At 38.6% G+C, this 18,361-nt stretch carries 20 protein-coding genes and 2 tRNA genes; 14 read left to right on the forward strand and 8 right to left on the reverse strand.

The annotated features are described in order from the left end of the window. Positions 1 to 25: 25 nt before the first annotated feature. A complete protein-coding gene (locus tag H5126_RS15200; protein ID WP_182721209.1) occupies positions 26 to 1,468 on the reverse strand; it encodes a PLP-dependent aminotransferase family protein in 1,443 nt (480 codons plus the stop codon). A 103-nt stretch (positions 1,469 to 1,571) separates the two neighbouring features. Between H5126_RS15200 and H5126_RS15205 the strand changes: the two genes are divergently transcribed. Continuing rightward, positions 1,572 to 2,501, forward strand: a complete 930-nt coding sequence (locus tag H5126_RS15205) for a DMT family transporter (RefSeq protein WP_039488714.1) — start codon at positions 1,572 to 1,574, stop codon at positions 2,499 to 2,501. 37 nt (positions 2,502 to 2,538) lie between these two features. Here H5126_RS15205 and H5126_RS15210 read toward each other — a convergent pair whose 3' ends face one another. Next, the gene (locus tag H5126_RS15210) at positions 2,539 to 3,408 is read right to left on the reverse strand and encodes a diacylglycerol kinase family protein (RefSeq protein ID WP_182721210.1); all 870 of its coding nucleotides are present in this window, start codon (positions 3,406 to 3,408) and stop codon (positions 2,539 to 2,541) included. A gap of 325 nt (positions 3,409 to 3,733) precedes the next feature. On the opposite strand from H5126_RS15210, the gene H5126_RS15215 reads away from it, so the two are divergent. The 4 genes from H5126_RS15215 to H5126_RS15230 all read left to right on the forward strand — a co-directional run bounded on the left by H5126_RS15215 (position 3,734) and on the right by H5126_RS15230 (position 5,124). Continuing rightward, the gene (locus H5126_RS15215; RefSeq protein ID WP_164487637.1) at positions 3,734 to 3,874 is read left to right on the forward strand and encodes a hypothetical protein; all 141 of its coding nucleotides are present in this window, start codon (positions 3,734 to 3,736) and stop codon (positions 3,872 to 3,874) included. 218 nt (positions 3,875 to 4,092) lie between these two features. Beyond that, positions 4,093 to 4,183, forward strand: a tRNA-Ser gene (locus H5126_RS15220). Positions 4,184 to 4,235: 52 nt separating this feature from the next. Further along, positions 4,236 to 4,328 (forward strand) — tRNA-Ser (locus H5126_RS15225). Positions 4,329 to 4,635: 307 nt separating this feature from the next. Next, positions 4,636 to 5,124, forward strand: coding sequence for an RNA-binding protein (locus H5126_RS15230; RefSeq protein WP_024597153.1), 489 nt, complete (start codon positions 4,636 to 4,638; stop codon positions 5,122 to 5,124). Here the strand turns inward: H5126_RS15230 and H5126_RS15235 are convergent. Together H5126_RS15235 and H5126_RS15240 are read right to left on the reverse strand one after the other, a co-directional pair. Further along, positions 5,108 to 6,232 (reverse strand): aminotransferase class V-fold PLP-dependent enzyme, encoded by a 1,125-nt coding sequence (locus tag H5126_RS15235; RefSeq protein WP_182721211.1) that lies wholly within the window; start codon positions 6,230 to 6,232, stop codon positions 5,108 to 5,110. The genes H5126_RS15230 and H5126_RS15235 overlap by 17 nt on opposite strands. A gap of 1 nt (position 6,233) precedes the next feature. Continuing rightward, a complete protein-coding gene (locus H5126_RS15240; protein ID WP_182693476.1) occupies positions 6,234 to 7,403 on the reverse strand; it encodes a monodechloroaminopyrrolnitrin synthase PrnB family protein in 1,170 nt (389 codons plus the stop codon). Positions 7,404 to 7,539: 136 nt separating this feature from the next. On the opposite strand from H5126_RS15240, the gene H5126_RS15245 reads away from it, so the two are divergent. From H5126_RS15245 to H5126_RS15260, 4 genes are all read left to right on the forward strand, one after another. Further along, positions 7,540 to 7,995 carry an Lrp/AsnC family transcriptional regulator gene (locus H5126_RS15245; RefSeq protein WP_039488718.1) on the forward strand — a complete coding sequence of 152 codons (456 nt, stop codon included), beginning with the start codon at positions 7,540 to 7,542 and terminating at the stop codon, positions 7,993 to 7,995. Positions 7,996 to 8,067: 72 nt separating this feature from the next. After that, a complete protein-coding gene (locus tag H5126_RS15250; protein WP_182721212.1) occupies positions 8,068 to 10,788 on the forward strand; it encodes an ATP-binding protein in 2,721 nt (906 codons plus the stop codon). Continuing rightward, positions 10,778 to 12,166 (forward strand): carboxylesterase, encoded by a 1,389-nt coding sequence (locus H5126_RS15255; RefSeq protein WP_182721213.1) that lies wholly within the window; start codon positions 10,778 to 10,780, stop codon positions 12,164 to 12,166. Before H5126_RS15250 ends, H5126_RS15255 begins: the two co-directional genes overlap by 11 nt. Positions 12,167 to 12,172: 6 nt before the next feature. Further along, on the forward strand, positions 12,173 to 13,312 hold the full coding sequence (locus tag H5126_RS15260; protein ID WP_138489881.1) for a GNAT family N-acetyltransferase: 1,140 nt from the start codon (positions 12,173 to 12,175) through the stop codon (positions 13,310 to 13,312). On the opposite strand, the gene H5126_RS15265 is transcribed toward H5126_RS15260, so the two are convergent. Continuing rightward, on the reverse strand, positions 13,289 to 13,879 hold the full coding sequence (locus H5126_RS15265) for a DUF938 domain-containing protein (protein WP_039488722.1): 591 nt from the start codon (positions 13,877 to 13,879) through the stop codon (positions 13,289 to 13,291). The two genes, H5126_RS15260 and H5126_RS15265, sit on opposite strands and share 24 nt — an antisense overlap. Before the next feature lie 200 nt (positions 13,880 to 14,079). Between H5126_RS15265 and H5126_RS15270 the strand changes: the two genes are divergently transcribed. The 5 genes from H5126_RS15270 to H5126_RS15290 all read left to right on the forward strand — a co-directional run bounded on the left by H5126_RS15270 (position 14,080) and on the right by H5126_RS15290 (position 17,175). Continuing rightward, positions 14,080 to 14,265 carry a hypothetical protein gene (locus H5126_RS15270; RefSeq protein ID WP_010554833.1) on the forward strand — a complete coding sequence of 62 codons (186 nt, stop codon included), beginning with the start codon at positions 14,080 to 14,082 and terminating at the stop codon, positions 14,263 to 14,265. Positions 14,266 to 14,366: 101 nt separating this feature from the next. Further along, positions 14,367 to 14,732, forward strand: a complete 366-nt coding sequence (locus H5126_RS15275) for a hypothetical protein (RefSeq protein ID WP_231609258.1) — start codon at positions 14,367 to 14,369, stop codon at positions 14,730 to 14,732. A gap of 11 nt (positions 14,733 to 14,743) precedes the next feature. Continuing rightward, complete coding sequence (locus H5126_RS15280; RefSeq protein WP_154903812.1) at positions 14,744 to 16,120, forward strand: aspartate ammonia-lyase; 1,377 nt, start codon at positions 14,744 to 14,746, stop codon at positions 16,118 to 16,120. A gap of 109 nt (positions 16,121 to 16,229) precedes the next feature. Continuing rightward, on the forward strand, positions 16,230 to 16,763 hold the full coding sequence (locus H5126_RS15285; protein ID WP_182696302.1) for a hypothetical protein: 534 nt from the start codon (positions 16,230 to 16,232) through the stop codon (positions 16,761 to 16,763). A gap of 10 nt (positions 16,764 to 16,773) precedes the next feature. Then, complete coding sequence (locus H5126_RS15290) at positions 16,774 to 17,175, forward strand: hypothetical protein (RefSeq protein ID WP_024597425.1); 402 nt, start codon at positions 16,774 to 16,776, stop codon at positions 17,173 to 17,175. Between the two features lie 29 nt (positions 17,176 to 17,204). Here the strand turns inward: H5126_RS15290 and H5126_RS15295 are convergent, their stop codons facing one another. From H5126_RS15295 to H5126_RS15305, 3 genes are read right to left on the reverse strand one after another with little or no spacing between them, the layout of a single operon-like run. Further along, a complete protein-coding gene (locus H5126_RS15295) occupies positions 17,205 to 17,390 on the reverse strand; it encodes a hypothetical protein (RefSeq protein ID WP_024597424.1) in 186 nt (61 codons plus the stop codon). A 15-nt stretch (positions 17,391 to 17,405) separates the two neighbouring features. Next, a complete protein-coding gene (locus tag H5126_RS15300; protein ID WP_024597423.1) occupies positions 17,406 to 17,726 on the reverse strand; it encodes a hypothetical protein in 321 nt (106 codons plus the stop codon). Next, positions 17,723 to 18,361 (reverse strand): DUF4178 domain-containing protein, encoded by a 639-nt coding sequence (locus tag H5126_RS15305; RefSeq protein WP_024597422.1) that lies wholly within the window; start codon positions 18,359 to 18,361, stop codon positions 17,723 to 17,725. The genes H5126_RS15300 and H5126_RS15305 overlap by 4 nt, the downstream gene beginning before the upstream one ends.

The raw sequence follows: 18,361 nt of genomic DNA on the forward strand, positions 1-18,361 counted from the left end.
GACCCCATATATAAGCAGATTGGTATTACTTTTTAGCTAATAAAGTAAGCTTACCCAATGTAACTATTGCTTGCTCAATTTGCGCGTTCCATTGCACACCATAACTTAATCTTACGCAGCTTTTATATTTATTAGAGGCCGAAAAAACAAGCCCAGGGGTAATACTAATACCAACCTCAAGCGCAAGTAAAAACAATGTTTGGCTATCGTACTCGCCTCCTAAATCTAGCCACATAACGCAGCCTCCTTTTGGATCGCTTATACGTGTGTTTTTTGGCATAGCTTGTTGTAAGCACCATCGCATACGCTCTTTATTATCGCGCAAGCGTTGCCTAAGTACTTTTAAATTTCGGTCGTACTCACCACTGGCAATAAACTCAGATAACGTCCATTGGTTTATTAACGAAGCAGAGCAACTTAGTGCTCTTTTATATCGCCTTGCTTGCGTTGCAAATTTACCCGCAACTAACCAACCTACACGATAGCTCGGCGCTGCCGTTTTAGAAAAAGATGAGCAACTAATCACTAATCCTTTTTTAGAGTACGCTAAAGCAGGTGTGCCTCGTTTTGCCGTAAAATATAAATCGCCATATACGTCATCTTCAATAAGCACTACGTCATGACTTTCAAGTAGCTCCACCAGCTGCTGTCTGTTTGTATCAGGCATAAAGCTGCCCACAGGGTTACTAATTGCAGTCGAGAATAAACACGCTTTTATATCATGCTCATTTAAAGCGCGTTCCAAATCACTTAACCAAATACCATTATCTGGGCACAGTGGTATTTCGAGCGCTTTAAGCCCTAGGCTTTCTATTAACTCGATAATCCCGTGATAGCAAGGCGTCTCAATGGCAACTACATCGCCTGGCTTTGTCACACACTTAAGTGCAATAGCCATGGCTTCTTGCGCACCATTGGTGATCACAAGCTCGTCCATATTTATGCCAATACCAAAATCTAAATAGCGATGCACCAATTGCTTTTTCAGCGGTACAAACCCATCTGTTGGTCCATAGTTAATAGCTTTACTGCCCGCAATTGTCATTACACGGCGCATGTTTCTGGCGAGTGCTTTATCGGTGGGTGCAGCAGCAATTGGATTAGCGATACCAAAAGGAACTACATTAGCTTGATGAATCGCACTGTATACCTGCTCTATTAAGGCTTGTTTATTTACCACAACAGGTTCGCGACTTAATTTAACTCGCTTAGGTAAATTATGCGCCATGCTAACGACTTTTAAAAAATACCCTGATTTTTCACGTGCCTCTACTAACCCCTGATCTTCAAGTGTTTGATAAGCTTGCTTCACTGTCGGAATACTAATGTTTAAGTTATCTGCCATTTTACGCAGTGATGGAAGTTTTTCGCCAGGAAGTAAAACCTGCTGGGAGCTCATATCTCTGATCAACTGAATAACTTGCTGATATAGAAACTCATGCCCCTGGCTATTTTTTTGTCTTATCATCACGCATCCAAATCTGTATAGGTTACATTTTTACTTTTCTGTATATGGTAAGTATACAGACAGGTCTTAAAATAGCCATTCAATCGGGCTTTGGAGAGTAACCATGAAAAGTGCAGCGCTATACATTACAACCGTTTTAATTTGGGGTTCTACTTGGTTAGCCATCGAATTTCAGCTAGGTGATATTGCGGTAGAGCTATCGTTATTTTATCGCTTTGCTATTGCAGCACTTTTAATGTGGTTATATGTAGCGTACAAAAAACCGGATATGCGCTTTTCATTAATCGATCATGGCTTTTTTGCTTTGTTGGCTATTTGTAATTTTGCCTTAAATTACTTAATGCTTTACTGGGCACAAAATTACTTAACCTCCGCTATGACCTCTATCGCCTTTTCACTATTGCTGGTTATGAACATAGTTAACACTCGACTATTTTTTGGTAAACCTATCTCAAAACGAATTTATACCGGTGCCGCACTCGCTGTATTAGGTATTACGTGTCTGTTTTGGCCACAGTTACAGCAGTTCGACTTAAGTAACGGTGCATTGGTCGGGTTACTACTTGCCCTTGGTGGCACCTTTGTGGCTTCATTGGGCAACATGGTAAGCGTTCGTAATTCTCGTAAGCAAATTGGCGTATTGCAGGGCAATGCATGGGGCATGTTATATAGTGCTATAGGCTTAGCTTTATATGTATTAATGAACGATGTGCAATTTAGTTTAAACGCCCCAACTAGCTACTGGTTATCATTACTTTATTTATCAATATTTGGCACAGTAATCGCTTTTGGTTGTTACTTTGCACTACTAAAAAATATAGGCCCTGAAAAAGCCAGCTACGTTATTGTTTTATTCCCATTAGTGGCAGTAACACTGAGTAGCTTTTTTGAAGGCTTTGAATGGCACGCAAATACCTTTGCAGGGTTTAGCTTAGTGCTATTAGGTAACGCCATTGTGCTTACCCCAACAAAACGAATTAACGCCTTTTTAGCTAATAGAGCAATAGCTAAAAGTGGCTCCGTCCCCAGTTAGACGCGTTATTAACGCAACTAACGCAAAAGCGCCTACTTTACTGTAGGCGCTTTTTTATTGGCATATGAAAAAGTAAGGCCTGTCCATGCACACTAACAACTGCAGGAGTTTTACCTATCAGCTCACCATCTGCTTCAATCAATAGCCCTTCAGTATTTATGGAAGCTGTATTTAAGCGACTATAGGTAAGGTTTTTTATATACTCATGACGCTTAAAAAATAACTTAATAAAGCTTATTGCATTATAAAAAAGCCCACCCGATCGCATTTGATAACACTCAAGCTGACCATCAATTAAATCTGCTTTTGGCGCTATTTTTAGCCCGCCACCAAAGTACTTATGATTAGCAAATACAGTAATTAAATTTTGATACTGCCGAGCATCGTCATTAAACGTACCTTGTAACTGCTGAGCTTGATAATAAAATAGCTCTTTAATGCTCGTCCAACTGTAATCAAAAGATGAAAAATTAGCTTTATCATTAATAGTTTTAATCACATGAGCATCAAATCCTACCCCTGCAATATTAATAAAATAGCGGCTATTAATTTTTCCTATATCAATGGCTGTCGGTGTATTAAATAATGCCTTTCGCCAATCATCTTCTTTGCAATTAAACCCTCTGGAGAAATCGTTACCTGTACCGCAAGGTAATAATGCTAACGAACAGCTGCTCCCTATTAGTGCATTAACCGCCAAGTTCAATGTACCATCGCCACCTAGTGCAACTACTTTGGGAAATTTACTCAGTAACAACCTTATTTGAGCGCAGTCATCGTCAAAGCTTCCCGTTGTAGTAAATATACAATAAGAAAAGCTGCGTTTTTTACAGATATTTTTAAGCCATGCCAATGATTTTTGGCTCTGTTTTTTGATACTTGGTTTAATAATTATAAGTAGTGACAAGCTTTTGTTTCCAGCAATGTATTTTAGAGTGAGATAACAAACGTTTAATTAAATTTTTTTAATCTGAATAAATAATCAAAAAACATTGTATAAAATGCATAAAAATAAATTAAAAAACCAAAAACCCCAACATCAAAGGGGTTAAAACCAACCGTCATATAAATAGCTATGCAAAAACAGTAATGCAACTTACTGAATCGCATATTAATAAAATCAATTCAGATTAGTTTAACTAATCCCTCAGGCTCAATTTTTATCGTTGTATTTTTAATCAAACAACGTGCAAAATGCACGCGATTTCAACAGATACGACCGGAGCAAAATAATGAAACCAATTAATACATTAAATCAAACAGCAGTAGCGCAAGTAGCCGTTAAACCAACTAACCGTAAAGCAAGAATGTTAGCTAAACTTAACACGATTGGTAAAAGACTAGCACTTAGCGGTGCAGCTCAATATAAATAATCACCCAACCATGATTATTTTTCGGTGCAGCGAACACTCAACCACTAAATGAAGTCACTTATTTAGCTCCCATTGTTTGCTGCAACCTATTTATTTTATTAAAAATTGCCTTAATTTCCCCTTATTTACAAAAAAAACCTCATTTACGTATATTTTTTAGGCAAACAGTCATTTTGCTATTTACACAGCGGTATCACCTAAGTATTATTCTGCGTCACGGAGAGATGGCAGAGTGGTCGAATGCACCGGTCTTGAAAACCGGCATGGGTTTATAGCCCATCTAGGGTTCAAATCCCTATCTCTCCACCATATTTTAATTGGTGGCTTTCTTTACTTCCATCAATACAAACGGTTATGCGTTGGAGAGGTGTCCGAGTGGCCGAAGGAGCTCCCCTGCTAAGGGAGTATAGAGTTTGTAGCTCTATCGAGGGTTCGAATCCCTCCCTCTCCACCATACTTAATTTAAACCACTTAATTGTGGTTTTTTTGTGCCCAAAATTTAACACTGATACTAAATTGGGAGGGTGAGAACCCTCGACAGGGTTCGACAAAATGTCTGGAACATTTTAGGCCGCTGCAAGCGTCGCGCAGCGATTGATTACATGGATGTAAGCAAGTCTATCCCTCCCTCTGGACCATACTTAATTTAAACCACTTAATTGTGGTTTTTTGTGCCCAAAATATATAAAAACTAAACAAATTGTGCCTAGTAATAACTTAGGGCATTATTAACACAACTTTAGCCACTTTTAGGTTTAGCTATGATCCGGTTCATATTGCTATCATTTTGCGCGGCAGCACCATTTTTTACCTTGGCACAAAGTACAACAGTGTATAAGTGTGTAATTAAGGGCGTTCCTACTTTTAGCCAAACGCCTTGCGCTAAAGATGCACAAGTTATTACTCTAAAAGATATAAATGTAATTGAAGCATATAAAAGCTCTACGCCCGGTAAAGGTATTACCGATACCTCTGTTGATGACTACTTAGAGGTTCAGCAAATAGAGCGGGAAATAAAGCGCCTTGAGCTATCTATTGAACAAAGCCAAAAAGAATACGCAGCTAAAAAACAACAAATAGATTATATGACCCAAGATAAGGCCAATCGTTTAGGCGCTTCGTCTATTGCTGATGCTATCGCAACTAAAACAAATTCATTAAAACAAGCCTACGACGCATCAATTAGTCAAACGCAGCAAAAAATAGAGTCATTAAAGCAAAGAAAGCAGCAGCTTAGCCAAAACCCTTAAGCGCTCGTTTTACTATAGAAATAAATTGCGCAACGTCTTCTTGAGTATTATAAATATGTGGCGATACTCGTATTCCAAATTTGCGAGCATCTACACTGACTTTCGCTTTATTAAGCTCTGTAAGTACATGGTCTTGCTGCTTGTTAAAAAACAAAATAACAGTCCCGCTGCATTTATCACCACTCATAGGTGATACAACATATTCGCTTAGTTGCTCATGAATAAGCGTAAGCATCGCTAAGTTATGCACCCTTACCTTGTGAGCTGTTAGCTCTGCAAAGTAGGTAATACTATTTGCGGCAATAATATAAGGCGCTACAGAAGGGGTGCCACCCCAAAACTTGAGCGCACTGGCGTTATATTCAAAGTGGTTAATATCGAACTCAAATGGATTTTGATGCGAAAACCAACCCACATCTTTAGGCTCACAATACTCTATTTGATTTTTGTTAACCCATAAATAAGCTGCACCTGGGCCACCACATAACCATTTAACGCTCGAGCCAATCATAAAGTCCGCATCGAGCACGCTTAAATCAAGCGGTATAACACCCGCTGACTGAGCAACATCAACTATTGATAAACTATTGGTAAATTTACTTATAGCTACAATATCGTACACAGGCGCCTGTACACCTGTATTTGAATATACATGACTTATAAAAACTAAATCGATGTCGGCGGTTATATAACGCTGCCAAACACTAATATCAGTTAGGTTTTCGTGCTCAGGTATAAATATGATTTGCGCGCACTTTGGCAACGCTTTTTGCATTGCAAAACCCATACTCGGAAAATCACTTTGCGCCATAAGCACTTTAGAATTTTTTTGCTGTAGCCGTGGATGCGACATAAGCAATTTTGTTAAGCCACTTGATAAATTAACCTGAGGACAAAACTGCGAACTAGGCGCATTAAATAACTTACCAAGCGCGGTAGTAAATTGCTCAACTGCGGGCAGCCATTGTTGCCAAGGTTCTTTATTTGAGCTCTCCCACGGTAAAAAGTAGTGCTGTGCTAAATATTGCTGCGTATTTTTAAGAGGACGCCCTACCGAGTGGTTTAGTAAATAACAGCCATCAGCCATACAAAAATCATTTTTAAGCATGCTATTTAACCCATTCTTTAAGTGTATTTAGATCGTCAAAACGTGTTTTTATATCGTCGCGTTTGGCACTGGCTCGCCTATCTCTTAATTTTTCGAGCGAATCAAGTAATACATGAAGCGGCGGACCACTTGCTGTTACCTTGCTCATATGCTGCTGTTGCATATTTTTTGAAGGCTGAGCAATAAATTTTTCAACCAATTGATTATGATGACCGACTGCGGTGTCGCCATGTAATTTACACACTTGAATAAATAACGTTGCGTGGCTTTTAAACCAATCTGTATTTTTATATGGCTCTGCTTGTAAAAAGTCATCCATAAAGCTTTGCATACGCATGGCTTCTCGCAGGATTTGTTGATCCTCTGGCATCATATATAAAAACTTATCCACCAGCATTTGCGAGTAACTAGGCTCGTTTGCACTACACAGCCCTAACAGCATATCAATCACGTTAATACCTGCAAAGTCACCAGCATTTGCCCCTCTGTAAACCTCTTTACCTACACGGTACGGTTTATAATAAGGGCGAACGCAGTTAAAAAAGCGATCTGTATCGAGCTCAGAATAAAGTGCATTGTTTGACTCAATTACATCTATAAGCGCTTGTTTAGCTACTTTTAATAACTCACCACACAAGGGATGTGAAATACCTAACGGCAATATTTTTAATAATGCATCACTTGCCCGTTTGTAGGCCAAAATGCCTTGAGTGTTATAATCAAGAAACAGCTTTTCATCAGGTAAATTGGTAAATCGTTTATAAATACCGTTAAGTGCTTTGTTATGAGTAGTTAAGTGGGCGGTAGCAAAACGAGGGGTTACGCCAATGGATGCGCCTATATGCATAGCAAGCGCTGAGGCTTCTATTAGCGGTGAAGTGGTTTCTCTGCTTGGCTCAGTAATTTCATGGCGCCTACACGCTGCCATAAATAATCCTACGTTACCGAGTAAGTCAAAAGCGCTATCAAAGCCTTGATCTGTGTTTCCCTCGGCTAATAAATTGCTAATTAATACGTTGCCTTCTTTTTCTAATTGTTGCTTTAAGGCCTCGCCTACCCCTTCTACATTTGCTTTATCGGTTTGCTGCCAATAAAGCTGCTCTAATTCACTATTTAAAGTGACAAACTCAGTTCGTATCCAGTGATCGAAAATAGCGGTATGTGTGTTCATTGTTGTGCTCTATTATTTTTATAGTTAAATGCTAACAGAGTTCAATGAGGGTAAAACGCCAAAAAAATTAGTAAAAACTGCAATACTTAGCAATAATCACTACAAATATAAAAATAATTAATAAAAGCCGACAACTATGTTAGATAAAAAAGATCAGCAATTACTCATTGCACTGCAAAGCCAAGCTCGTATGTCGGTTTCAGACTTGGCCAGTAGTATTAACCTATCGGATACACCTTGCCTAAGACGTATAAAAAAGTTAGAGCAAGAAAACATTATTACCGGCTACCACGCCGCCATAAACCCTAAAGCACTTAACCTTAATGTGTTGGTATATGCGTTTGTGCGATTAAGCCAAAACTCGGTAAGTGCTGCAGAGCAATTTGAGCAACATGTAGAAAAATTACCACATGTATTAGAGTGTTGTGTAATATCAGGGAGCTATGATTATTTATTAAAAATAATTGCACATGATCTTGAGAGCTACGAAACATTTGTAAAACATCAACTAGGTGGCTTAAGTTGTATCGCAAATATAGAATCAACAGTTGTGCTTAAACAATCATTTAGCAAAAAACAGTTACCATTATAAAAATAACCCAAATAACTTACTGTTAGCTATACTGATATTTCAAAACGATAATAATAATTGCTTGGACCTTATGTGAAAAATTTTAACTCTAAAAATCATTCTATTATTTTTTACATCATGTTTGCTTTAGCATATTTTTTAGTGGGTATAGCACTCACTAAACTTGCTTTTAATTCGCAAATAATTCCAATTTGGTTACCTGCTGGTATAGCTTTGGTCGGTTGTTATATTTGGTGGTGGCGCTTTATCCCGCCTTTATTTGTAGCTGCAATTGCATTTAATTTAAATATTTTTGATAGTTCAGCTCATGAGCTAGTCCTGGTCGGTAACTCATTTAACGAGGCTATGTATATCGCCTTTGGTGTGGTTATACAGGCAATGGTGGGCGCTGCTTTACTAAAATTTTGGCTTGGCCACCCACTACGCTTTAAAAAGCGTAAAAATATAATTTACTTTATCCTTGTCATAGCAATATTGGTCAGCTTAATTTCGGCTAACTTTGGCGTATTTGCCTTAAGCCAATTCAACTCGGTTTACAGTGTTGATAATCATTGGAAGAATGTTACTTACTGGTGGCTTGGTGATACATTAGGAGTATTAATTGCGACTCCGCTTTTACTTTCTTTATTACCACAAAAGTCTAATCAACATAATATATCGGCGTTTCCAACAATTGCAGTATGCTCTATTTTATTTTTATCAGTCGCGGTAACAACGCAGTTATACGATCAAGAAAATCGTATAAACACTATTAAAATTGCTGAACGTGAAGTCCATGTTATAGAAAACAGCCTTTATAGATATACAAATCGTAGTATTATTGCAGTGCAGAGCCTAGCAAGTCAGGTACAGTCATCTCCCATGCTAAGCCAGCAAGATTTTTATTCTTATGCTAGCCAGTTACTAACTCAGCACGCATTTATTAACGCCTTATCGTGGAACGCAAAAATACCTCAAGATCAACGCGACGTCTTTGCCCAAGAAATATCAAACATTTATCATTTAGATATTGATGTAGTTGGCGAACCTCTTGAAAGTAGCGATCCCCTTGTGATAGTAAAATACATAGCTCCTTTTAATGGTAATCAAAAAGCTATTGGCTTTAATGTATTTTCAAACCCTGATCGAAAAAGCTCTCTGCTTAACCCCGCTATAAAGTACATGCCAGTAGGAACTAAAATAATTCAGTTAGTGCAAACCAAACAACCTAAACCAGCCTATTTATTATTTGCCCCTGTGTACTCCCAGCATAGTGATGAAAAAACAATTAAAGGCTATGCCACTGGTGTATTTTTAGTGCGTAGTATTATTGAGCAGGCAATTTCTAAAGAACAGTCTGATATGTTTTCGATTGGTATATACGAAGATACAAACACTCCGCCGTTTTATAGTAATTACTCTCAAAATGTTCAGCAAGCTAAAGGCAGCCGCTTAATGTCGTTTGATGTGGACTTTGCAGGGCAAAAATGGATTGTAAAACTAGCCCTTAAAGAAAGCTTTTTAACACAACATAATAGTCAACTAACTTTATTATTACTCATACTTCAAGTTGCCGTATGTTCTTTAATTTTAATGGTTTTACTGCTGTTTAATCAGCAACAAATCGCACTTACACGTCAAGTTGCAGAGCGTACTCACTCACTCGCACAAGCAAAGAAGCAGTCCGATTTAGCTAATCAGGCTAAAAGCCAATTTTTAGCGAATATGAGCCACGAAATACGAACACCATTAAACGCCGTTATTGGTTTTTCTTCACTTGCTAGAGAAAAAGACAATGCAAATACACTCATTGGCTATTTAGATAAAATAAACTCAGCATCTAAAAGCTTATTAAACTTAATTAATGACATTCTTGATATATCAAAAATAGAATCCCAAAAGTTAGTTATTGAATCTATTGCATTCGACTTAGGTGCTTTAATAACACGTATAAACAACATGTTTGAGCAAAGCGCAGTTAACAAAGGTATTAAATGGCAAGTTAATTCAAAGCTACCTGTTGATACCTGGTTTATTGGTGATCCTATGCGAATTGAGCAAATATTACTTAATTTATGTAGCAACGCGATTAAATTTACAAGCCAAGGCAGCGTTACTTTAAACATAGAAACAGAGTTTACCGCCGCCAATAAAGTACAGCTAGTTATAACCGTTAGTGATACCGGCATAGGTATAAAACCAAGCCAACATAAAAAATTATTTAACGCATTTACCCAAGCGGATAGTTCTACCTCAAGGCAGTTTGGTGGTACAGGCCTTGGCTTAACCATAGCGAAAGAGTTAAGCCAATTAATGGGGGCTGATATAACACTTAAAAGTGAAATAAATAAAGGCTCTACTTTTACATTTTCAATGCGATTAGAAACAACAGAACCTAAAAAAGAACATGTTATTACATTTGATAATACTAATATTACTTCGCTAGATATTTTGGTCGCAGAGGATAACCCAGTAAATCAAATGGTTATTAAAGCGATGCTTGGCTCGTTAGGAATTGTGCCGTATATAGTAGAAAATGGCGAACTGGCCGTTGATATAGTTAAAAAGCAGCATTTTGACTTAGTGCTTATGGATTGCCAAATGCCTGTAATGGATGGCTATAGAGCAACGGCACTGATCCGCCAGTTTAAAACTGAACAAGAGCTCCCGATTATTGCTTTAACTGCCGACGTTATGCCAGAGGATAAAGCACATGCACAAGCCGTTGGATTTAACCAGCACCTTGCAAAACCGCTTGAACTCATTAAGCTAACCGAGTGTCTTGTCCAATATGCAGAAGTTAATGAACAATAGTGGTTTAATTTTAAGAATAGTTTTAAGAGTCGCTTTTGGTTTTGTTTTAAGTGTTTTTTCGCATATTGCTGTCGCTCAAAACTGTATCTCGCAGGCGAGCGACTTTAAATTTATAACAAAAAGTAAGCAACAAGGCTTATTACGCTTTGAAAAAGAGCACAACCACCAGCGCTTTAATTACCACGCACTTTTACCATTTAACGATTACTTAGATTTTGCATATAAACATATAAATAAAACCAATCCACGTGCAGATATGCCATGCCCTGTTATTACACAAACGTACCAGCAATTAGTAACACAAGGTACGCGAAAACCTGACCCTACTATTGCAGATATTATTGCCCCTTTTGAGCTTACGCATCCAAACAGCAATAAAGTTGCACTACTAATTCACGGGCTAACTGACTCACCCTTTACGTATCACGATTTAGCACAAGTGTATTATCAACAAGGCTATACTGTGCGTACTATTTTATTACCAGGACATGGTAGCGCCGCAAGTGCATTACTCAATGTAGAGGTTAGCCAATGGCAACAGGCAATAAAATACGGTATTAAACGCTCGGTGCAAGACTTTGATGAGGTGATACTCGCAGGTTACTCTACCGGTGCAGCGTTACTTATTGATTACGCAACCAAGCACACTGTTTCACCCAAAATTAAAGCGCTTATGCTTTATTCGCCAGGCTCCGAGCCACATAATAAGTACGGCTGGATAGCAAAGTGGATTGATGCCATACCCTTTGTTAATTGGATAGATAAAGACGCCGATGTAGACTTTGCTAAGTATGAATCATTTCCTTTAAATGCAGCTGCCGCGTCGTACGATGCAATGTCACTTGCAAGCGTAAGTAGCTTAAACAAACGCTCTGCACTTAAATTACCTATTTTTAGTGTACTTAGCGATATTGATACCACGATAGATACGCGTGCCACGCTAAAATTATTAAGTGCGTTACACAAAGATAATTCAGTAAAATATAAGCCGCTCGATACTTTAGTACTTTATGGAAGCACTGATATTTTACCGCTAGACTTTGCTAGTGACTACACAGTAAATAACCCGCAATGCACATCGCCTCAGTGTAAAAAAATTCATGGTATGTCGCATATTGCTATTGTTAACTCACCGCAAAATCCACATTATGGAATTAACGCAACCTATCGTAATTGTGGCAGCTTTATTAACGACGAGTCCCTGTATAAAACATGTAAAACAACAAAAAATCCACAACTAGGAGAGCGTACAAGCGCCAACTTAAAACACTATCCGGCTTTACAACGCTTAACTTATAATCCTCATTTTACCGAGCTTAAAAAGCAAATTAGTACGTTTATTAAAAACGTAGAACAGCTTAGAACAACTACAAGGTAAGTAGTCATGGGAACGTTTTCGCACCAATGGTTTAGCAGTATTAATGAGATTGATCAGGCGCAGTGGCAACGTTTATTTGGTGATGAACCATTTACTCAACATGCTTTTTTATATGCCCTTGAGCAAAGCCAATGCGTAACACAAAAAAGCGGTTGGCAGCCCCATCACCTCGCTATTTTTGAAGATGATACGCTCATTGCGCTTGCACCTGGGTATTTAAAAAGTCATTCATACGGCGAGTACGTATTTGACTGGGCATGGGCTGAGGCATACGAAAAACACGGTTTAGAATATTATCCCAAGTGGCTATCTGGCATTCCCTTTAGCCCTATTGAAGGCAAGCGTATTGCTATCGAGCACGCTAACCCAAATGCGGTGTATCAGTACATTACAGAGCAACTTAATATACACAGTGCTGAGCAAAGGTGGTCGGGGTGGCATGTTAATTTTTGCGACCAAGCCCAAGCAACATCATTAACTGAGCAACATGCCATGCTAAGAGTGGGTGTGCAATTTCAGTGGTTTAATAAAGGTTTTGAAACCTTTGACGATTTTTTGCAAATACTTAACTCACGAAAACGTAAGTCACTTAAAAAAGAGCGAGCTAAAATAGCGCAACAAAATATTGATATTGAATGGCTGCAAGGAACGCAAATTACGCCCGAGATAATGCAATTGTTTTGTGAGTTTTATCAGCGTACCTACTTAAAGCGATCTGGTCATTTGGGCTATTTAAATATGGAGTTTTTTACGCTTTTACATGCATTAATGGCTAATAACCTCGTTATTATGCTGGCCAAAAAAGACGACAACGTGATTGCTGCAACACTTAGTTTAGTAGGTGAGAATACACTTTATGGGCGCTACTGGGGAGCAAGTGAAGAAGTAGATTCGCTTCACTTTGAGCTGTGCTATTACCAAGGTATTGAGTTTGCAATAAAGCATAAACTCAGCTGCTTTCATTCGGGAGCACAAGGTGAGCACAAAATAGCACGCGGATTTGAACCCGTACTTACCTACTCTGCTCACCATATTGTTGATGGCGATTTCAGTAATGCAATAAGCGACTACTTAAAGCGTGAACGCGGCCATATTGATATATATAAAGAGCAATGTAGCTCATTACTGCCGTTTAAAAACGAGTAACTGATTATTTGCAGGCATGGCAGTATCGCTAATAAGCGTAAGCCCTGCTTGCTTAGCTAGTTGTTCAACTGCTTCAAAATCTCTTATTCCACTTAACGGATCGCGCTCTGTTAAAAAGGCACTAAAGTCATCATTACTTGGGCTGGTAAATTCACCTTGGTACTTAAATGGTCCGTAAATACACAACATACCGTCGCTATTTAAGTGACGTTTAACACCGTCAAAAAAACGTTCAACTAATTGCCAACTTACAATATGAAATGTGTTTGCAGTATAAATAGCGTCAACCTTATCTACAGGCCATTCATTATTTAAATCAAGCTCAAGTGGTGCATGTAAATTAGTTAAATTAGCTTCGCGGTGCCATAAATTAATCCCTTCGTGGTTTATAGCGCGATCACTTGTATGCCATTGTAAATGCGGTAATTGCTCTGCAAAAAACACACTATGTTGGCCGGTTCCTGATCCGACTTCGAGGACTGTTTTAGTATTTTTTAATACGTCCTTTAATTGCTCTAAAATAGGGGTTTTATTGTTTTCACAGGCTTGTGAAAATGGCTTTGTCATTACTGTGCACCAAAATTGTAGATTAATGCACAACAGTAAAGCAAATTTAGCTTATTTTGTCGTGATGAAAAAAAGGTAATTTTTAAATACTATAACTATCATATGGTTGAGCTGGCTCATTATGGTTGGTACGTAATATGCTTTTATATTGTTAACCCACTAAAGGGTTTAACTTATATTAAATTTCAAAGGATAAAATTATGCATATACCCCCTTATACCGCTGTAGACGCGGCCATTGCTATAACCGAAAAAACCACCGACGATCATAGTTACGCCGTTGATATGAGAGCTACAGTAATCGATTTACTTTCGCACCCTAAACACAATCAACAGGCGATGACCAAACATGAAACAGATCAGATATTTATTCTTGGCTACAATTAAAACTCAAATTAGTATCGCAAATAATTTTTATAATAACTGTTTACACTGAAACCGATTAAATGTAATGATAACCATTATCGTTAACTTGAGTCGGTTTTTTTATGTCTTCAAATTATGCCCAGCATCGTTACCATCAAGAACTCTCTTGCCATTGCTTAAGACCAGGCCTACATGCACCCATGCTCGTTGCCGATTACATAGAAACCGCCCTTAACGTCGCCAAAAAATTTGAGCAACAACGTAATCCCTTGCTTCAAGAGTTTTACCTTCGACGCACACACCATGAAATTATGAACAAAATGTGCGACCCTCTTATACATAATGCTATTCGTAAACAATGTTTAGAGCAGTTATACAAACCTTTATTAGCACTAAAACGGTTTTATAAAGTGCATAACAATACTGCACAATTTTTAATACTTGAGCGTGAAGCTCGTATTCTTAGTCACGAATTCAACCCTTTTTAAGGAGCACACTTATGAGCAACTTTAGAACAGAATCAGACAGCATGGGCGAGCTACAAGTACCTACTGATGCGCTCTATCAGGCGCAAACACAACGAGCAGTTAATAACTTTGCCATTAGTGGCTTATCTATGCCAAAGCAATTTATCACTGCACTGGCTTATATAAAACAAGCTGCTGCGCAAAGTAACTGCGAGCTTGGCCATTTAAGTAAAGACAAAGCAAATGCTATTGAGCAAGCTTGTCAAAGTATTATTGATGGCGAGCATGTTGAGCATTTCCCCGTTGATATTTTTCAAACCGGTTCGGGCACAAGCTCAAATATGAATGCCAACGAAGTTATTGCAACGCTTGCTAGCCGATTAGGCAGTGAAAGCATTCACCCTAATGATGATGTAAACATGGGGCAAAGTTCTAACGATGTAGTCCCTACTGCTATCGCACTCAGTAGCGCAATAAATGTAGTGTATGAATTACTTCCTTCGCTTGAAAACTTATCGCAAAGCCTAGAAAAGAAAAAAGCTGAAGTAGGCCATATAGTTAAAACGGGCCGTACGCATTTAATGGATGCAATGCCTGTTACATTTGATCAAACACTAAGTGCATGGCAGTCACAAGTTAACCATGCCGCAGCAGGAATTAGACATAGCTTAGAGCGTGTATGCGAACTGGCACAAGGCGGTACAGCTGTTGGAACAGGAATAAATGCAGACCCTAAGTTTGCAGCCAAATTTGCAGAAAACCTGAGTGCCAATGTAGGCATTAGATTTACGCCTAGTAGTAACTTTTTTTATAACATCGGCTCACAAGACGCCATAGTAGCGCTTTCGGGGCAATTAAAAGTACTCGCTGTAGCACAAATGAAAATAGCGAACGACCTACGCTGGATGAACTCAGGACCACTTGCGGGCTTAGGCGAAATAGAGCTAGAAGCACTTCAACCGGGCTCGTCTATTATGCCTGGCAAGGTAAATCCGGTAATACCAGAAGCCGCAGCCATGGTAAGCGCACAAGTAATCGGTAACGACGCGACCATTACAGTAGCAGGCCAAGCGGGTAATTTTGAGCTAAACGTTATGCTGCCAGTCATTGCGTATAATATTTTGCAAAGCATAGAATTACTTGCCAATAGCGCACAAGCATTGGGCGATAAAGCCATTGCCAGCTTTAAAGTAAATAAGCCTAATATAGATAAAGCACTCGCTAAAAATCCAATTTTAGTGACTGCGCTCAATCCGGTGATCGGTTATGAAAAAGCAGCAAAAATAGCAAAGCAGGCTTATAAGGAAGCCCGCCCTATTATTGATGTAGCCGAACAAGAAACCGATTTACCACGCAGTGAACTCGAAAAGCTACTTAATCCCACCAAACTAACGCAGGGTGGACTTTAATAAACGATATTTTTCACGGCTTTAATTACTTGATAATATAGTTTTTATTGCCGTAAAAAATGCACCGTGTATGATAGTGATGAATATTTCATCACTATCAAGGTTTGTTATGCGTACCCCATTGTTAGCCATACTTTTACCACTTTGTTTAACTGCATGCTTAGATAAAACGCCAACTGAAACGCAGCAAGTAACAATAACCTCAGAAGCTGAAGCACCAAAGCAAGAGCTACAAAAGCTAAAAGAAAACACTCAATTACAAGAAAATACTAAAAAGAACGTAGTTGCTGAAAAAATACCAAAAGCTGATTTAAAAAACGTTTCAATAGACGATATAAAAACAGCTAAAGCCGAATTAAATACGCTAATTACAGATAAGCAATGTGATACCAGCACTCAATGCAGAATAAGTGCAGTAGGCAGTCGCGCGTGTGGCGGGCCAAGTAGCTTTGTTGTGTATTCAACAAAATCAGCGTCTGAAAAACAAGTAGCAGCCCTTAGCGACAAAATTACTAAGCTTGAAAGTAGTTATAATTCACAAAAAGGGATGATGAGCATTTGTCAGCATTTAACAACGCCAAGCACGCAGTGTGTTGAAAATAAATGTGTTAAACTTGAAGGTTCAGCGGTAAGTGCATTTTAAGGATAACGTTATGAGTTGTTTACCATCGGCAATTAAACTATCAATTTTAAGCATTGCTAGCAGCATTTTACTACTAAGTGGTTGTGCTAGTACTGTGACGTCAAATGAGCAAAGTAAAAACTTATCTGACTTAAACTATGATCTGAATAACATGGTGAGTAATAACAGCTGCACTGCAAGCTTTCAGTGCAAAGTACTTGAAGTGGGCGCCCGCGCATGCGGCGGACCGAGTAAGTATGCTGTTTATTCAACGCTGAACACATCTCAAGAAGAAGCAGAACAGCTTGCTCAACAAATAACAAAACAAGAAAAAATACAAAATAAAGCACAAGGCTTAACCGATTGTTCACCAGTACTTGAAGTGCAATCGCTGTGTATTAATCACCAATGCCAGTCGTTTGATATAAAATAAAAACGGTCGCGTATAAGCTAATTTCAGCGTTAACCTAAATACGGAATTAACGCTGAAATTACAACAACCAGCACTACGCAAATACCCGCTTTTATAATGTACTTCATGGGCATTGTTTTAAGCACCCAATATGCATAAATAAAGCGTACAAAATAACTCGCCGCAGTACCAAACAACGCAAAAATAAGTAGATAAGCAATTAGAGTAATATTCATAATAATCTAGTGCAACTACTTAGTTTTTTTAGTGTGAGCAATTAGTAAGTCAGCTACTTGTTGTTTTACGGCTCGCTTATCATCACTTGGGACATCAAAGCGACTGGCTAGTTGCGCAATCTCATCATCATTTAAATTAAACGATAAACGTTGACGCGTTTTTTTAGACTTTACATCTAAGCCAAGTATTTTACGGATCATATCTGACGGCGTTAACTCTTGGTCAATAGCTTGCTTTTTTATCAGCTTTTGAACTTCACTGCTTAGATCAAATGCCATTTGTGTGGCACGTACAGCTTGTTCCTGACGCAACCACTTGTCTTTAGCATCACTCACTTAGCATCTCCGGGAAACAAGTCTACAATATCAGACATTGGACGCATGAGCGTTAGCGATACTTCGGTTTCGCCGCCATCCCAAATTTCGATATTTAAACCAAAGCCTTCATTATCTGATGCTAAACAAATCATTTCGCATGGTTCACCACCTTCTTGCTCATAGCGAGGCAATGTTTGGTTGCGGTAATCTTTATTATGGAAATAACACACATAAGGCGACTCGCTTTGTTGATAACTTTTAGCTAAAAACTGCATAAAGCGCTCTGGTGTATTTTGCACTGTAATGTGGGTTAACGACTCTTCATCAAAAATACGCGCAAACTCATCAAGGCCAAATATCTCTTCAACTTCGTTGCGCTGAATTTTAATAGAAAAGTTAGCCCACTCTTCGCCGTCATCTTGCTCAATTTGTAAAAATACAACTTGGCCGCTATTTGTCTCAAGTACAAATTCAGTATCGCTGCTGTGCTGATATTGGTAAGTCTGAATATCAGTAACACGTAGCGTTTCACCTTTTAACCATGCCGGATAAGCAAATGAGTCGATAACGCTAAACATGTCGCCTTTTTTTAGCTCGCTCGGATGATTAAGCTGACGCTCTGGCTCTTTTTTAGATTTGAAAAAATTAAACAT

The organism is Pseudoalteromonas sp. SG45-3, assembly GCF_014164075.1.
Classification (GTDB): Bacteria; Pseudomonadota; Gammaproteobacteria; order Enterobacterales; family Alteromonadaceae; genus Pseudoalteromonas; species Pseudoalteromonas distincta.

Bases quoted from the DNA above. Each gene is read 5' to 3' on its own strand.
- H5126_RS15200 (WP_182721209.1), bottom strand. From the start codon at position 1,468: ATGATAAGACAAAAAAATAGCCAGGGGCATGAGTTTCTATATCAGCAA.
- H5126_RS15205 (WP_039488714.1), top strand. From the start codon at position 1,572: ATGAAAAGTGCAGCGCTATACATTACAACCGTTTTAATTTGGGGTTCT.
- H5126_RS15215 (WP_164487637.1), top strand. From the start codon at position 3,734: ATGAAACCAATTAATACATTAAATCAAACAGCAGTAGCGCAAGTAGCC.
- H5126_RS15230 (WP_024597153.1), top strand. From the start codon at position 4,636: ATGATCCGGTTCATATTGCTATCATTTTGCGCGGCAGCACCATTTTTT.
- H5126_RS15235 (WP_182721211.1), bottom strand. From the start codon at position 6,232: ATGCTTAAAAATGATTTTTGTATGGCTGATGGCTGTTATTTACTAAAC.
- H5126_RS15240 (WP_182693476.1), bottom strand. From the start codon at position 7,403: ATGAACACACATACCGCTATTTTCGATCACTGGATACGAACTGAGTTT.
- H5126_RS15245 (WP_039488718.1), top strand. From the start codon at position 7,540: ATGTTAGATAAAAAAGATCAGCAATTACTCATTGCACTGCAAAGCCAA.
- H5126_RS15255 (WP_182721213.1), top strand. From the start codon at position 10,778: ATGAACAATAGTGGTTTAATTTTAAGAATAGTTTTAAGAGTCGCTTTT.
- H5126_RS15260 (WP_138489881.1), top strand. From the start codon at position 12,173: ATGGGAACGTTTTCGCACCAATGGTTTAGCAGTATTAATGAGATTGAT.
- H5126_RS15265 (WP_039488722.1), bottom strand. From the start codon at position 13,879: ATGACAAAGCCATTTTCACAAGCCTGTGAAAACAATAAAACCCCTATT.
- H5126_RS15270 (WP_010554833.1), top strand. From the start codon at position 14,080: ATGCATATACCCCCTTATACCGCTGTAGACGCGGCCATTGCTATAACC.
- H5126_RS15275 (WP_231609258.1), top strand. From the start codon at position 14,367: ATGTCTTCAAATTATGCCCAGCATCGTTACCATCAAGAACTCTCTTGC.
- H5126_RS15280 (WP_154903812.1), top strand. From the start codon at position 14,744: ATGAGCAACTTTAGAACAGAATCAGACAGCATGGGCGAGCTACAAGTA.
- H5126_RS15285 (WP_182696302.1), top strand. From the start codon at position 16,230: ATGCGTACCCCATTGTTAGCCATACTTTTACCACTTTGTTTAACTGCA.
- H5126_RS15290 (WP_024597425.1), top strand. From the start codon at position 16,774: ATGAGTTGTTTACCATCGGCAATTAAACTATCAATTTTAAGCATTGCT.
- H5126_RS15295 (WP_024597424.1), bottom strand. From the start codon at position 17,390: ATGAATATTACTCTAATTGCTTATCTACTTATTTTTGCGTTGTTTGGT.
- H5126_RS15305 (WP_024597422.1), bottom strand. From the start codon at position 18,361: ATGTTTAATTTTTTCAAATCTAAAAAAGAGCCAGAGCGTCAGCTTAAT.